Below are 15,090 nucleotides of genomic sequence, written 5' to 3' on the forward strand. Positions count from 1 at the left end.
AAATTAAGACAAAGGTAGGATAATATCTATCAGTTTGATGGCAATGAAGGGAGCAATGATGCCGCCAAGGCCATAGATCAAGATGTTGCGACGTAGCAGTTGATCTGCTGTTAAAGGTAAGAACTTCACGCCTTTGAGTGCTAGCGGGATTAATGCCGGAATAATCAGGGCATTGTAAATCAGCGCCGAGATGATCGCAGATTGGGCACTCTTTAATCCCATAATATTCAGTGCGCCGATGCCAGCCGCAGCAAAGATCGTGGGAATGATGGCAAAATACTTGGCAATGTCGTTAGCGATGGAAAATGTTGTCAATGCGCCACGAGTAATTAGCAACTGTTTACCTATGGTTACTAAGTCAATTAACTTTGTGGGGTCAGAGTCTAAGTCCACCATGTTAGCGGCTTCTTTAGCAGCTTGCGTCCCAGAGTTCATTGCCACACCCACGTTTGCTTGAGCGAGGGCAGGTGCATCGTTCGTACCATCTCCAGTCATTGCTACTAGCTTACCCTGAGATTGTTCCGAGCGAATCACCTCAATTTTGTCTTCTGGAGTTGCTTCGGCAATGAAATCATCCACCCCAGCTTCCTCCGCAATTACCGAAGCCGTAATTCGGTTGTCACCTGTCAGCATAACGGTGCGAACACCCATGCGCCGGAGTTGGTCAAACCGTTCCCGCAGTCCAGGTTTGACAATATCTTTGAGGTAAATAACCCCATAAATATCGTCATTTTGGCAGACAGCTAAGGGTGTACCTCCTAACCGAGAAACTCGCTCATAAGCTGCATCTATATCATCAGGAACCTGGCCGCCACGAGAACGGACAAACCCTTTAATGGCATCTACCGCCCCTTTGCGAATTTGTTTACCATCAGGTAAATTCGTGCCACTCATCCGAGTTTTTGCAGAAAATTCCACACCTTCGGCTTTGTCGATATTGAAATCTACCCCAGCCTGGGACTTTTCTGCTAGTATCACAATTGACTTGCCTTCTGGCGTTTCATCAAACAAGCTAGCAGCTAGGGAGACTCGCGCCACGTCTATTAGTGAGTGGTTATTCAAGGGAATAAACTCGTCGGCCATCCGATTACCCAGTGTGATAGTGCCTGTCTTATCTAGCACCAAGGTATTGATGTCACCGCAGGCTTCTACTGCTCTACCAGAGGTCGCAATGACATTAAATTGGGCAACTCTGTCCATCCCTGCAATACCGATCGCACTGAGCAAACCACCAATAGTTGTGGGAATCAAAGCTACCAGTAGTGAGATGAGAATCGCAACGCTAGCACCTGTACGCAAACTGTTTCCCGCCTCAGGGCCAAAGGCTGTGGTGATAAAGGTGGCAATGTAGCCCACGTAGGGGGGAATGGTTGACACTACAATCAAGAACACCTGTGTTAGTACTGCTAGCAATACCGTCAAGGCAATTTCGTTGGGTGTCTTGGTGCGTTGTGCCCCTTCCACCAGGGCAATCATGCGATCGATAAAGCCTTGACCAGGATCAGCACTAATGCGAATCGTCAACTCGTCGGAAAGTAAGCGTGTACCTCCTGTCACCGAACTGGCAATATCTGTACCTGGTTGCTTTAATACAGGGGCAGATTCCCCAGTAATGGCCGACTCATCCACTGAACCAATGCCTTTAATAACATCCCCATCGGCGGGAATCATGTTATTTGCCACCACCTGAACTATATCGCCCCGTCGCAGTTCCGTAGAACTGACTTTTACTATGGAACCATCAGGGAGGATTTTATTAGCGATCGTATCCGATCGCGTCGTTCGCAGTGAATCAGCCTGTGCTTTACCGCGTCCTTCCGCGACGGCTTCGGCAAAGTTTGCAAAAACGAGTGTGAAAAAGAGAATGAAGGTAATCAACCCATTTAACAAGCGTTGTTGGTTGATATCTGCCTGAATTGTGCCAAATAGATTTGGGTTAAGGGTGACAAGCAAGGTGACAATTGTCCCTACCCAAACAACAAACATAACTGGGTTTCTGACAGTAATTCGAGGATCGAGCTTGATAAATGACTCTCGAATTGCTCTCTGGTAAAGTCCCTTCAAATCAGCTTTGGGAGTATGCTTGCGCGAGTCACGAGTTCCAGATGGAATCCGGGATGAAGGAGAATCAGTAGTAGTTGGCATAGATTAAATTTTAGGGAATTGGGGATTGGGCATGGGGCATTGGGCATTGGGGATGGAGAAGAGGCAGAGGGGCGGGGTGCTGCTCTTGCTGGGGGAAAATTCTTCTCCCTAGCTCCCTGCTCCCTTGCTTTTTCATCTCCCTCATCCCCCATTCTCTACCCGATACCTTTGGCGATAAAAAAGGCTTCACCGATGGGCCCCAATGCCAGCACTGGGAAGAATGTGAGTGCGCCCAAGATTAAAATTACGCCTGCGGTGACGCCTGTAAATAGTCCGGTGTCGGTTCGCAATGTACCAGTTGTGTAGGGAACAGCTTGCTTGCGGGACATACTATCTGCTAGCAGCAGTAGACCGATGATTGGTACATAGCGTCCGGCTAAGAGGCTGAAGCAGGTGCTTAGGTTCCACCAAAGGGCGGTTACGGTAGTTTTCGTGCCAGTTGCGATCGCCAAGGGAGAGGGTTGTGAATCGCCTAAACCTTCAAACCCAGAACCGTTGTTAGCCGCAGCTGAGGCATATTCATAGATAACTTGAGAAAAGCCATGAAAGCCAGGATTGCTAATCCCTGCCAATTGGTCAGGAAAAGCTAAGGCGATTCCCCCCGGAATCAAAATAGCGATGGGATGAACTAGCAAAATCAGGAAGCTAGCCAGGACGACTTCACGCTTTTCAATCTTGCGTCCCAGAAATTCTGGGGTGCGTCCCACCATCAGACCTGTGACGAATACTGCTAGGATGCTATAGGCAAACAGGTAAGCGGTTCCAGTACCCTGTCCACCCCACATGATTTGCAGGAACATATTCGAGAGAAATATAAAACCGCCTGCGGGCATGAAGGAGTCGTGGAAACTGTTGACAGCGCCGCACATAGTACCAGTTGTACTTACCGCAAACAGCACGGATTCTGCCCAACCAAAGCGGACTTCTTTCCCCTCTAGGTTCGGTTGCTGACTGCCCAAAAGCGTATTTACAGCTGGATTGCCGTTATATTCTCCAATGGCGGTGACAATCAGAAATCCGATAAAAATTACACCGACCATTCCGTAGAGTAACCAGGCTTGTTTGGTGTTATTTGCAAACAATCCATAGGTATAAATCAGGGATGTGGGAACCGAAAGCATGGCCACAATCTGAATTAAATTAGAAAAGCCGTTGGGATTTTCAAAGGGGTGTGCCGAGTTGATGGCAAAAAAGCCGCCGCCATTCTCGCCTAGCTGTTTGATAATCTCAAAGTGGGCAACTGGGCCAAGAGCGATCGCCTGACTAATATTAGGGTCTTCTAAGGTCGGAAATACTGCTGGGCCAGCTAAGGTTTCTGGCACACCAAGAGCAATAAAGATGATGCCACCAACAATACTAATCGGCAGCAAAATTCGGGTAATCGAGCGAATTAGGTCTACATAAAAGTTACCCAAAGGTCTACCCGTCAACCCTCGAATAAAGGCGATCGCGACTGCGATACCTGTTGCCGCCGAGGTGAACATGTGGTAGCCTAGCCCCAACATTTGACTACCGTAGCTCAAGTAGGTTTCACCAGAATAATGTTGCTGGTTGGTGTTAGTAATAAAGGAAATAGTTGTATGTACAATGGTGTCCCAGGTTGGGGCATCTATCTTGGTTGGGTTAAGCGGTAGCCATCCCTGATTGGCGATGATAAAGAAAATCAGCAACCCCATGACTACATTGCTGTACAGGATTGCTCGTGCATACTGCCAACCCGTCATATTTTCTTGGGTTTGAACGCCAACCAAAGAGTAAAGCACTCGCTCAATCGGATTCAAAATCACGTCGAGAAAAGTTCTTTGATCTAGGAATACACGCGCTATATATCTCCCAAAGAAGGGAGTAATCGCTACTATAATTAGTAACGTTAATGCAATTTGAATCCATCCTTGTAGCATGAGCTAGTTCAACTCCGACATGAGTAAATTTGAGATGGTTATTAGATATTTTGCTTTCATGATTCACAAAAATAAATGAAGTATATTAGCATGTTAAATGCTAAAAAAATGAGCCAAATTTATCTGAATAATTGCCGAATAAGTAGTCACTATCAGTGTTAATCGTGCAAATTTCTCCTATCTTTAAAGCACTACTCACTATCTAAGTAGGTGCTTTTGATATCAATCATGTAACTTTTTTTGTCAAAAAACAAGGTATAACTTAATATTTAAACTAAGATATATGAGTCAGATCGCTCCTGTATATCTAGGTATATAGATTATTTAGTTGAATATATATCTGCAAGTATAGAAATCTAATCAGATAGTAAATCAACAGTTATTTGGCGAAAAAGTCAACTGATTCTTTAAGGATTGGTTAAATTTAATAAATAAGCTTACTGCTGATATATAGCAGTCCTAAATCATTCGTTAACAATAAGATACCCGACTTCTTTCAGAAGTCGGGTATCTTATTCTCTCGATTTTCACAACTCATTTAGGATTGCTATATTCATGTTCCAGAAGCTATCCAAAAAACTTGTCAGGATGTTGGGTTACGCAAAGCCTCCACCCAACCTACAATTTTTCAGTTATTTATTCACATCTAGCAACCGTGAAGTTTGTAACCGACTCATCCACTTCTCTAAATAAACTCGATTAACTTTTTGCTCATTTGAATTTTTAGTATCCAAAGGATGAGGCATCAGTCCCAAAATGGTTGCTGTCGTCACGCAAAACATCGATTTTTGGAAACTAATGCAAATTTGTACCCGCAAATCATCTTCACCCCGGAGACTACGACGATAAATTTCGTGCAGATACTCTGGAAGATAATGACGCATATCCTGCATCAGCAAGGTAGGAGGAATACCTGCACCGCCGATAGGCAAAGGATCGGCATACAATGCGCCATATTGAAATAGAGTTTGATCTGGGGGAATTTGATATCCTTGGGCGTTGTATGAAACTGTACCGTGGAAAGGAGTTCCTCGGAAGAATACTGCTTCTACATAAGGGATGGCTGTATCTGCTAAGAAAGTCAAACCAACGCTTTTGGGAATGATTTCATAAACTTCACCCCGAATTTTGATGGTGTAGGTAATTGGGTTTGATGCATTTGCCACTAACCCAACTTTAATGTGTTCTACAACTTGGGGAATCGATTTGATTTTGCCTTGATCGTAGAGGTCTGATAAGCTGAGGAAGATATCAGCCATGACTCGCCAGAATTGACCTAAACCTGTGTAGTAAGCAGAGACACGCAAGTGTTCAGTCAAGAAATCTGGAAACAGTTGGTTTATACTCGGAATGAAGGGATTATTTTTAAATTTTGCGGCAATAACGGCTTGCGCTCTTTCTTGAAATTCTGTTGTATCTAAATACGTATCTAGTCCACCGCCACCGTGCCACATCATAGCTTTCATGCAATACTCGGCATATTCAAAATTAATTCGGTTATGCCACCAGTGACGGAGTAATTTTTGAAAAGAAACCTCTCCATTAAAGTATTTAAAAAATGGAAAAAATACTAAAAACTGATGCTCGGCAATATAGTTAAGATTTTTTGAGTAGGCATCTAAAACTACCCCATAACTTTTAAGAATACCAACAACTTCTAGTACATTTTCTGGACTATCGGGAAGTAATGCATCTCCTTTTTGCAGGCGTTCAATATACTCAGCTAAGGGATTGTGAGTTGCTTTCTTTTTAATAGTTACCATTACCATCTCTCCGAAAAGTTTAGGGATTGGGTACTGGGGATTTGGTACTGGGAATTGGGTACTGGGAATTGGGTATTATGTATTAAAAAAAATCTCCCCTAGTCCCTAGTCCCCAGTCCCTAATCCCTACTCCCCATTGCTTTATCCAAGGACACTGCTACTACTACATTTTGGCTATTCACCATTGCTGTAATTGTTGGTTCAGTCCAGCGCACTAACCAAGCAGGTTGAATGCCAAAAATCACAATCAGCGCCGCTAAAATTACTGCTGGGATGCGATCGCTCCAATACACTCGTGGTAAGTTGGTAACTTGTGCAGACAAGCGGCCGAAAAAGGCGCGGTTGACGAGTATTAAGAAGTAAACCGCTGTTAAACCAGTACCAAGCATACATAGCAAGGTTTGCACTGGGAAAACTGGGAAACTCCCTCGATAAACTACGAATTCAGAAATAAACCCTAGCATTCCCGGTATACCAGCGCTGGCCATGACTCCGACAATCATCAAGCTACCGATTACTGGCATACCCCGTTCTGGGTTGAGCAATCCTTGGATAACCTCTAAATCACGGCTTCCGGCTTTTTTATACACAACCCCTACTAGCAAAAACAACATTGCCGAAATCAAGCCGTGGCTAATCATTTGCATTACAGCACCCAACACACTTAAAGGTGTGGCCGCCGCCGCCGCTAACAGCACATAACCCATGTGTCCAATGGAGCTGTATGCTACCATTTTTTTCATATCGGTTTGAGCGATCGCGCAGGATGAACCATACAGCACACTTACCACCGCCCAAGTGGCTAACCAAGGAGCCACATAAGCCCAAGCTTCTGGTAACAAGTTCATGCCAAACCGCAGTAAGCCGTAAGTTCCCAACTTCAACAGCACCCCAGCCAACAGTACGGAAATCGGTGTGGAAGCTTCAACGTGAGCATCTGGCAACCAAGTATGAAAGGGAACCAAGGGAATTTTAATCCCAAAACCGATCAAAATTCCCGCTAGCAATAAAAGCTGTGTTGCTAGAGGTAAAGTTGTTGCGTTCAAGGTTGCTAGTGCAAAGTTAGAGGAACCACTCAGCCAAACCATGCCGAGGAAACTTGCTAAAATCAGAATGCCCGAAACGGCTGTATAAATCAGAAATTTGGTCGCAGCATAACCCCGTTTCGCGCCACCCCAAATAGCTATCAACAAATACAGCGGAATTAGTTCCAATTCGTAAAACAGGAAAAATAGCAGTAAATCCTGTGCCAGAAAGGCTCCTGTCACCCCAGCGCTTAATAATAGGATCAAAGAGTAATAAAATTTCGGACGCTGTAGGGATTCATCGCTGCTGTAGATGGCAATGGCAGTTAACAATCCATTCAAAACCAGCAATGGCAAAGATAAACCATCTATCCCAAGGTTATAATTCAACCCTAAAGCATCTATCCAAGGGAGAGACTCAGCAAACTGTTGAGTAATTTCCCCTGGATGAAACTGAATTGCTAGTATGATTGTCCACAAAAAAGCGATACTGGCAAAGACCAAAGCCACCCCACGGGCGAATTTTCCATTGATGCCAGAGGGCGAGAAACCAATTAAAGCTGCACCGATTAACGGCACTAGAATTAAAACACTAAGCATAGACTTTAGGTAAGGGAAGCAGGGGAAGCAAGGGGAGCAGGGGAAGCAGGGGAAGAATAATAAATTTTTAACTCCTAACTCCTAACTCCTAACTCAGCACTCAGCACTCAGCACTCAGCACTCTTAAAAAGGCAATTTATCTAGTAAACCCAACGACCAGCTGATGAAAAAACCCAGGACGCTAACGACTGCTAGGATGGTCAACATATAGCCCTGAGATTGCCCAGAAATGCTGTACTTTAAAGTTTGTCCGCCAAGAATTGTTGCAAACCCAACCAAGTTTACAAAACCATCAACCAAGTAGCGATCGCTCCAAGCAGAAATTTTAGATAGCAGTGCAACTGCGCTTACCACCGTTACAAGATAAACTCGGTCAATATAAAAATCATAACCTAACAAGTCTTGCACAAATCTCCACGCCAAGATTCTGGATCGTGACCAAGCTTTGTGCAGATGAACTGTACACCCTACACCTACTCCCACCACGGTAGAACTAAATAATGCTAACGCCACATACCAGTTAATACTTTCCCAATCGGGTAGCAAGTACCATTGCTGTAACATCAGAGGTAAAAGCAGAGTCAGCACTGTCAGAATCACCATTGGTAGCGCCATCTGCCAACCAACTTCTGGGGTGCGACGGGTTTTTTGTTGCGGTTTACCCCAAAATACTAATCTAAATACTCTGGTTAGGTTTAATGCTGTCAAACCATTAACTAATATTAAAACCCCAATTACCCAAGGGCTAATACTGACAAAACCATCAGCCCATGCTAACATTGCCCAGAAGCTTCCTAGTGGTAGTAGTGTTACCATCCCAGCTGAACCGACCACAAAGGCAGTGGTGGTGGCTGGCATCCGTGACCACAAACCGCCCATTTCTGTCAAGTCTTGGCTTTGGGTAGTCAAGATGACTGAACCAGAACTCATAAATAATAATGCTTTGGCGATCGCATGAGTTAACAGCAACATCAAGGCTACACCCCCTTGCTGCAACCCTACGGCCAAAAATACTAACCCCATGTATGCACTGGTGGAATGAGATAGCGATCGCTTAATGTCAATTTGAGCTATAGATACTAATGTGGCTCCAATCGCTGTCACCGTACCCATGACTACCAAGGCATTTAAGGCAACTGGCGACAGGGCTAACAATGGTTGAAATTTATACAGTAAATAAGCACCACCAGCTACTACCAACGAGTTTCGCATTACCGAAGCGGGGTTGGGTCCTTCCATTGCCTCATCTAACCACAGGTGCAGGGGAAATTGGGCACATTTACCAGCAGGCCCAGCAATTAACGCCAACCCCAGCAACGTCGATGTCATTGGACTTAAATTAGCTGTTTGCGCCCATTCATATAAATCCGAAAAGTTTAAACTCCCGGCTAAGGTAGAAAGTGTTACCACAGCCATTAGTAGCAACAAGTCTCCCACCCGTTTAGTCCAAAACGCATCCCGCGCCGCCGTCACTACTAACGGTTGAGCATACCAGAACCCCACCAGCAAGTAAGTCGAAAGGGTCAAGACTTCCAAAAGGGCATAGCTGAGAAACAAAGAATCACTGATTGCTAGACTACTCAACGCTGCTTCAAAAAATCCCAGCAGCGCAAAAAAACGCGCCAACGACCAGTCTTTTTCCATATAACCCAGAGCGTAAACTTGTGCCAGTAAGCTTAACCCTGTAATTAAAACTGTTGCCCCAATACTAACGGGTGAAAGTTCTAAGGCAAAAGATAAGTCTAAATCGGCAACTTTGAACCAATTCACCAGTAAAGTTTCTGGTTCTCTATACCAGATACTTTTAAACACAAACAAGCTATGGATAAAAGCTAAAACGGTCGTCAACAAATTTAAGTATGCCGCAGGTCTTGGCCCTGTTCGCTGAATTATTCCTATTCCCCACGGCAAGGTCAAAATTGCGCCTAATAAGCTATAAAAAGGCACAAACCAACTTGTTGAAAATAGAAATTGATCCATTTAAATTTTCCTTGACGAATCAGCCTTGATTAAAAAAAAGCTCTAAAACAATTATTTATTTAATAAAATTAATTTACCAAAATACCGATGTTTTTTTAATATTGTTTCCGCTACATTCTAGCGAGTACTTTTACCTAGCTTTACCCTATTTAACATAAGTAAAATATAACTTTACATAAGCAAAAGCATTTACTTGCCTTAACATCACTGACCTTTTTACATTTGTATTTCTACTTTCAGCAAAGTACTTTATACAATATATTTGGAAAAGTTATATATTTTTCACCTAGTCATTGTAGATGTAGCAATCTTTAACAAAAGATAGATGCAGCAAAAGTTACAGCCGATGTTTGTCCCTCGACAGATCGGATTAGCCTTGGTTATGAATGTCGTTTTGTAAATGTAATAAAGAAATTATAAAGCATAAGTGGCCTCTCTAAGAATTAGTGAACTTTAATCGCCCAGAAGGACAGATAACTTTTTGTTAAGTTTTTTAAAACTTTCTTATCATAAACTATTATAGTAATTTATATTGCCAGGGACGCCAAGCTTTCCTATGCTTAATTTGGAAGTGTTTTCTTAGCTATAAGATAAACCTCTCCCCGTCAAAAATTTCAAACAACAGTACCGATCTGATTCATTTTGTAGGAGTTCTGCGATGCCAATTGCAGTTGGGATGATTGAAACGAAAGGCTTTCCAGCAGTTGTAGAAGCTGCTGATGCGATGGTGAAAGCCGCCCGTGTCACTTTGGTGGGCTATGAAAAAATTGGTAGCGCTCGTGTCACCGTCATAGTTAGGGGAGATGTATCGGAAGTTCAAGCTTCTGTAGCAGCTGGAGTTGAAGCGGCGAAAAGAGTCTTTGGTGGTGAAGTGTTATCCACTCACATCATTGCTCGTCCTCACGAAAACCTGGAATACGTCTTGCCGATACGTTACACAGAAGCGGTAGAACAATTCCGTACTTAAAAGCTGTTTAAACAAAGTAATTAAAGCTCTTTACCTGATTGAGCATCACTTTTGTCCAAGGCTAAAAACAATAAAAAAGGGATTAAAACTAATGTCAATTGCAGTGGGAATGGTTGAAACGCTAGGCTTTCCAGCAGTGGTGGAAGCTGCCGACGCAATGGTGAAAGCGGCTCGCGTCACTTTAGTAGGTTATGAAAAAATTGGTAGTGGTCGGGTAACGGTAATTGTTCGGGGTGACGTTTCCGAAGTGCAAGCTTCTGTGGCCGCAGGAGTTGAATCTGTAAAGCGAGTCAATGGCGGACAAGTACTGTCTACTCACATCATTGCTCGTCCTCACGAAAACTTAGAATACGTTCTACCAATTCGTTATACCGAAGATGTAGAGCAGTTCCGGGAAAATGTGAATGCAATTCGTCCTTTCGGTAGAAGACCGTAATTTGTAATGCAAATTGCCAAAGTTCGCGGCACAGTAGTTAGCACCCAAAAAGATCCAAGTCTTAGAGGTGTGAAACTACTGTTGTTACAATTAGTAGATGAAAACGGCAATATCCTACCAGAGTATGAAGTAGCAGCAGATATTGTGGGAGCAGGAGTAGATGAGTGGGTACTCATCACTCGTGGTAGTGCCGCTCGTCAAGTTGTTGGCAATGAACAGCGTCCATTGGATGCAGCAGTGGTGGCGATCATAGATACTATTTACGTTGAAGATCGCCTAATTTACAGCAAAAAAGATCAATATTGATAGTCAGTAGTCATTGGTCATTAGTTCTCGACAAAGGACAAATGACTAATGACAGAAAATACAGGAGGAATCTCGCGATGGCAGTCCGCAGCACGGCGGCACCCCCAACCCCGTGGTCAAGGAATTTAGCTGAACCCCAAATCCATGAAACTTCCTTTGTACATTCGTTCGCCAATCTAATTGGGGATGTACGAATAGGTGCAAATGTAATCGTTGCTCCGGGGACTACGATTAGAGCGGATGAAGGTACACCCTTTTATCTTGGTGAAAACACTAATATTCAAGATGGTGTTGTCATTCATGGATTGGAGCAAGGACGAGTAATTGGTGATGACCAAAATAAATACTCGGTATGGATTGGTAAAAACACTTGCATTACCCACATGGCTCTAATTCACGGGCCAGCTTATGTAGGGGATAATTCCTTCATTGGCTTTCGCTCGACGGTGTTTAATGCCAGAGTGGGTGCAGGTTGCATCGTGATGATGCACGCTTTGATTCAAGACGTAGAGATTCCCCCTGGTAAATATATACCTTCGGGAGCGATAATTACCAGCCAGCAGCAAGCTGACCGCTTGCCAGATGTGCAAGATCAAGATAAGGAATTTGCTCATCATGTGGTTGGGATTAATCAGGCATTACGAGCTGGTTATCTCTGTGCTGCGGATATCAAATGTATAGCACCCATTCGGGATGAAGTTGCTAAATCTTATACAGGTAATGGTATTACTGTTTTAGAGCTAGAAAGGAGTAGTGAAGTGGCGAGCAATAGCTTGGGTGCAGAAACAATAGATCAGTTGCGGTATCTATTACAACAAGGTTATAAAATTGGTACGGAACACGTAGACCAAAGACGATTCCGCACAGGTTCTTGGACTAGTTGTCAACCAATTGAACCGAGATCAATCGGTGAAGCGATCGCAGCCTTAGAAAGCTGTCTAAATGACCATAGCGGTGAGTATGTCCGCCTATTTGGCATTGACAAAGGTAGACGGCGTGTGCTTGAGAGCATCATCCAACGTCCAGATGGTGATGCAAAACCAGCGACCAGTTTTAAAGCTCCAATTAGTAGCCATAGCAATGGTAGCTACAGCAGCAGTAATGGTAATGGTAACAGTAATGGCTCTAGCAGTGCCAAAGTTAATGGCGAAACACTAGATCAGATCCGTCAACTTTTGGCAAGTGGTTATAAAATTGGCGTAGAACACGTAGATGAGCGGCGCTTCCGCACTGGTTCCTGGACTAGTTGCAAGCCAATAGAAGCAACTTCCACAAATCAAGTCATCTCCGCCTTAGAAGAATGTATAGAAAGCCATCCAGGCGAATATGTGCGTTTAATCGGCATTGATACCAAAGCTAAACGGCGGGTATTAGAAAGCATTATCCAACGTCCAAATGGTCAAGTAGCACCCTCTGGTAGTCAGAAATCATTTGCTACCAGTGCTAGCTCTGCTACAGCAACAGCTACCAGTAGCCACTTGAGTACAGAAGTAGTAGACCAACTCCGGCAATTATTGGCTGGTGGCTCTAAAATTAGCATAGAACACGTAGATGAGCGTCGCTTCCGTACAGGTTCCTGGACTAGTACTGGTCAAATTCAAGCCTCCTCAGAAAGAGAAGCGATCGCAGCTGTAGAAAGACAACTCGGCGAATATCCAGGGGAATATGTACGCTTAATTGGTATTGACCCGAAAGCCAAACGGCGGATATTAGAGACTATTATCCAACGTCCAAACGGTCAAGTAGCCTCCTCTGGCAGTCAGAAATCATTTACTACTAGTGCAACACCCTCTGCAAAAGCAACAGCTACCGCTACCGCTACCGCTACCCGCTTGAGTACTGAAGTAGTAGAACAACTCCGGCAACTATTAGCTGGTGGGTATAAAATTAGCGTTGAGCATGTAGATCAACGGCGATTCCGTACAGGTTCCTGGACTAGTACCGGTCAAATTCAAGCCTCCTCAGAAAGAGAAGCGATCGCAGCCGTAGAAGGACAACTCGGCGAATATCCAGGGGAATATGTACGCTTAATTGGTGTTGACCCCAAAGCCAAGCGTCGAGTATTAGAAACGATTATTCAACGACCATAACAGTGCTGAGTTAAAAGTGCTGAGTCTGAGTTAACACTTTAAAGACACCAGTTAAACCAGCTGTAAGCTCAGATTTTGTGAACATACTCAGCACTCAGCACTCAGCACTCAGCACTACACCTGCTTCCGAGGTTAAAATTTCCATGTCTGTGCCGCCACTGCGCCTCAGCAATAACTTTGATTCTTACATTAGTGGTGAGGTGACTATTCATCCAAGCGCGGTACTTGCACCTGGGGTGATCCTCCAAGCGGCTGTAAATAGCAAGATCATCATTGGGGCAGGGGTCTGCATTGGGATGGGAGCAATTCTCCAAGTCCATGAAGGCACTCTAGAGGTAGAAGCAGGTGCAAACCTGGGAGCCGGTTTTTTGATGGTTGGCAAAGGCAAAATTGGAACAAATGCTTGTATTGGTTCAGCAACAACAGTTTTTAACTATTCGGTTGAACCTGGACAAGTAGTACCACCTGGTTCAATTTTAGGAGACACCAGTCGGCAGATTAGCCAAATCAAGGAACCAGAACCATCTACAAATAACCCTACTTCTACAAATGCAGTACCGCCAAAGGAAGAGGAAAATGGCTCAGGTGAGGTTAAGGAAAAGGTAACTTCCTCGACTAACTTCTCAGCTGCGGCTTTTGTAGATTTCAAACAAAACAAGTCGATTTCTTATTTTAAATCTCCCGCCACTCCCGAAAGTCAGCCTCCTCCCGTAGAGGAACCTGCCAATGATGCTAACTCCACCTTGGAGTCAGCCGCCCAAGAGTCTACAGAATATCATTCAGACCCCAATCAGCCAACTACAGAATCCCCTAATGGTTTCGGGACTCAAATTTATGGACAAGGGAGCATCAGCAGACTGTTGACTACATTGTTTCCTCATAGACAATCCTTGAGCAACCCAAACTCTGACGATTAGTTCGAGTAAGTGTTAATTGTAAGGTGTCGGCTTTTTCCGTATTTTGGAGAATTCATCATGGAAACATCTAATCAACGGTCTACTCGCAGCAACCAAGGGGCGAGTAGTCAAGAAACCTTTCAGGATACCGCCTTGGGTTTAGTTTCTACCCGCAGCTTTCCCGCGATCGTGGGGACAGCAGATATGATGCTGAAATCGGCAGGAGTTCACCTCGTTGGGTATGAAAAAACTGGTAGTGGTCATTGTACTGCGATCGTTCGGGGTGGAATTGCTGATGTGCGTCTGGCGGTAGAATCAGGCGTGCAAACGGCTGAACAGTTTGGTCAGCTGGTTTCTAGTTTAGTGATTCCCCGACCTTATGCCAACCTAGATATAGTGCTTCCCATCACAACCCGTTTTACGAAATTGATGGAAGAGGGCAATTACAGCCGTCTGAGTAATCAAGCAATTGGTTTGGTAGAAACGCGAGGATTTCCGGCGATGGTGGGAGCGTGTGATGCCATGCTCAAAGCTGCTGATGTTCATTTAGCAGCTTATGAAAAAATTGGTGCGGGTTTGTGTACAGCGATTATCCGTGGTTCCGTAGCCAATGTGGCGGTAGCAGTGGAAGCGGGAATGTTTGAGGCAGAACGTATTGGGGAATTGAATGCTGTGATGGTAATTCCTCGACCCCTTGATGAAATGGAGTTAACCTTGCCCTTAGCAAGCTGCTGGATAGAAGAACGGGAACCGTTAAACTTGCCAGTGAATATTAAAGAACAAGTTGCCGAAATCGAAGTATTAAGATTACCAGACTTAACCAAGCTACCGACAAAAGTTACAGAAGAATTATGGAATGATGAATGATGATAGATGAATTTGGGAAAATCCTTATTCATCATTCATCGGGAGATGGAAGGCATCTTACGCTTTAGCTGTTCTGATAATAGCTTCTTGAATCCATAAAGAAAATACCATTAT

11 protein-coding genes are annotated in these 15,090 nt (G+C 44.2%); 6 read left to right on the forward strand and 5 right to left on the reverse strand.

The genetic code is table 11. From position 1 onward, the window contains the following. Positions 1 to 3: 3 nt before the first annotated feature. The 5 genes from kdpB to V7L07_RS27265 all read right to left on the reverse strand — a co-directional run bounded on the left by kdpB (position 4) and on the right by V7L07_RS27265 (position 9,414). Positions 4 to 2,145 (reverse strand): potassium-transporting ATPase subunit KdpB, encoded by a 2,142-nt coding sequence (kdpB, locus tag V7L07_RS27245; RefSeq protein ID WP_335062092.1) that lies wholly within the window; start codon positions 2,143 to 2,145, stop codon positions 4 to 6. A 155-nt stretch (positions 2,146 to 2,300) separates the two neighbouring features. Further along, positions 2,301 to 4,046, reverse strand: a complete 1,746-nt coding sequence (gene kdpA / locus V7L07_RS27250) for a potassium-transporting ATPase subunit KdpA (protein WP_335062094.1) — start codon at positions 4,044 to 4,046, stop codon at positions 2,301 to 2,303. A gap of 632 nt (positions 4,047 to 4,678) precedes the next feature. After that, complete coding sequence (locus V7L07_RS27255) at positions 4,679 to 5,809, reverse strand: CO2 hydration protein (RefSeq protein ID WP_335062096.1); 1,131 nt, start codon at positions 5,807 to 5,809, stop codon at positions 4,679 to 4,681. A 119-nt stretch (positions 5,810 to 5,928) separates the two neighbouring features. Further along, a complete protein-coding gene (locus V7L07_RS27260) occupies positions 5,929 to 7,434 on the reverse strand; it encodes an NADH-quinone oxidoreductase subunit M (protein WP_335062097.1) in 1,506 nt (501 codons plus the stop codon). 123 nt (positions 7,435 to 7,557) lie between these two features. After that, positions 7,558 to 9,414 carry an NAD(P)H-quinone oxidoreductase subunit F gene (locus tag V7L07_RS27265; RefSeq protein WP_335062099.1) on the reverse strand — a complete coding sequence of 619 codons (1,857 nt, stop codon included), beginning with the start codon at positions 9,412 to 9,414 and terminating at the stop codon, positions 7,558 to 7,560. A 658-nt stretch (positions 9,415 to 10,072) separates the two neighbouring features. Here V7L07_RS27265 and V7L07_RS27270 point away from each other — a divergent pair. The 6 genes from V7L07_RS27270 (at position 10,073) to V7L07_RS27295 (ending at position 14,976) form a co-directional block, all read left to right on the forward strand. After that, positions 10,073 to 10,381, forward strand: coding sequence for a carbon dioxide-concentrating mechanism protein CcmK (locus V7L07_RS27270; RefSeq protein ID WP_012410633.1), 309 nt, complete (start codon positions 10,073 to 10,075; stop codon positions 10,379 to 10,381). A 91-nt stretch (positions 10,382 to 10,472) separates the two neighbouring features. Beyond that, positions 10,473 to 10,817 (forward strand): carbon dioxide-concentrating mechanism protein CcmK, encoded by a 345-nt coding sequence (locus V7L07_RS27275; protein WP_010995041.1) that lies wholly within the window; start codon positions 10,473 to 10,475, stop codon positions 10,815 to 10,817. A gap of 6 nt (positions 10,818 to 10,823) precedes the next feature. Then, positions 10,824 to 11,123: a EutN/CcmL family microcompartment protein gene (locus V7L07_RS27280; RefSeq protein ID WP_334799553.1), complete on the forward strand. Its 300-nt coding sequence runs from the start codon at positions 10,824 to 10,826 to the stop codon at positions 11,121 to 11,123. Between the two features lie 77 nt (positions 11,124 to 11,200). Continuing rightward, on the forward strand, positions 11,201 to 13,213 hold the full coding sequence (locus V7L07_RS27285; protein ID WP_335062101.1) for a ribulose bisphosphate carboxylase small subunit: 2,013 nt from the start codon (positions 11,201 to 11,203) through the stop codon (positions 13,211 to 13,213). A gap of 143 nt (positions 13,214 to 13,356) precedes the next feature. Beyond that, positions 13,357 to 14,130 (forward strand): transferase, encoded by a 774-nt coding sequence (locus tag V7L07_RS27290; RefSeq protein WP_335062235.1) that lies wholly within the window; start codon positions 13,357 to 13,359, stop codon positions 14,128 to 14,130. Between the two features lie 57 nt (positions 14,131 to 14,187). Beyond that, positions 14,188 to 14,976: a BMC domain-containing protein gene (locus V7L07_RS27295; protein ID WP_335062103.1), complete on the forward strand. Its 789-nt coding sequence runs from the start codon at positions 14,188 to 14,190 to the stop codon at positions 14,974 to 14,976. Positions 14,977 to 15,090 lie beyond the last annotated feature (114 nt).

It is taken from the genome of Nostoc sp. (genome assembly GCF_036916985.1).
Taxonomy (GTDB): domain Bacteria; phylum Cyanobacteriota; class Cyanobacteriia; order Cyanobacteriales; family Nostocaceae; genus Nostoc.

Bases quoted from the DNA above. Each gene is read 5' to 3' on its own strand.
- V7L07_RS27260 (WP_335062097.1), bottom strand. From the start codon at position 7,434: ATGCTTAGTGTTTTAATTCTAGTGCCGTTAATCGGTGCAGCTTTAATT.
- V7L07_RS27255 (WP_335062096.1), bottom strand. From the start codon at position 5,809: ATGGTAACTATTAAAAAGAAAGCAACTCACAATCCCTTAGCTGAGTAT.
- V7L07_RS27265 (WP_335062099.1), bottom strand. From the start codon at position 9,414: ATGGATCAATTTCTATTTTCAACAAGTTGGTTTGTGCCTTTTTATAGC.
- V7L07_RS27270 (WP_012410633.1), top strand. From the start codon at position 10,073: ATGCCAATTGCAGTTGGGATGATTGAAACGAAAGGCTTTCCAGCAGTT.
- V7L07_RS27295 (WP_335062103.1), top strand. From the start codon at position 14,188: ATGGAAACATCTAATCAACGGTCTACTCGCAGCAACCAAGGGGCGAGT.
- V7L07_RS27280 (WP_334799553.1), top strand. From the start codon at position 10,824: ATGCAAATTGCCAAAGTTCGCGGCACAGTAGTTAGCACCCAAAAAGAT.
- kdpB (WP_335062092.1), bottom strand. From the start codon at position 2,145: ATGCCAACTACTACTGATTCTCCTTCATCCCGGATTCCATCTGGAACT.
- V7L07_RS27285 (WP_335062101.1), top strand. From the start codon at position 11,201: ATGGCAGTCCGCAGCACGGCGGCACCCCCAACCCCGTGGTCAAGGAAT.
- kdpA (WP_335062094.1), bottom strand. From the start codon at position 4,046: ATGCTACAAGGATGGATTCAAATTGCATTAACGTTACTAATTATAGTA.
- V7L07_RS27290 (WP_335062235.1), top strand. From the start codon at position 13,357: ATGTCTGTGCCGCCACTGCGCCTCAGCAATAACTTTGATTCTTACATT.
- V7L07_RS27275 (WP_010995041.1), top strand. From the start codon at position 10,473: ATGTCAATTGCAGTGGGAATGGTTGAAACGCTAGGCTTTCCAGCAGTG.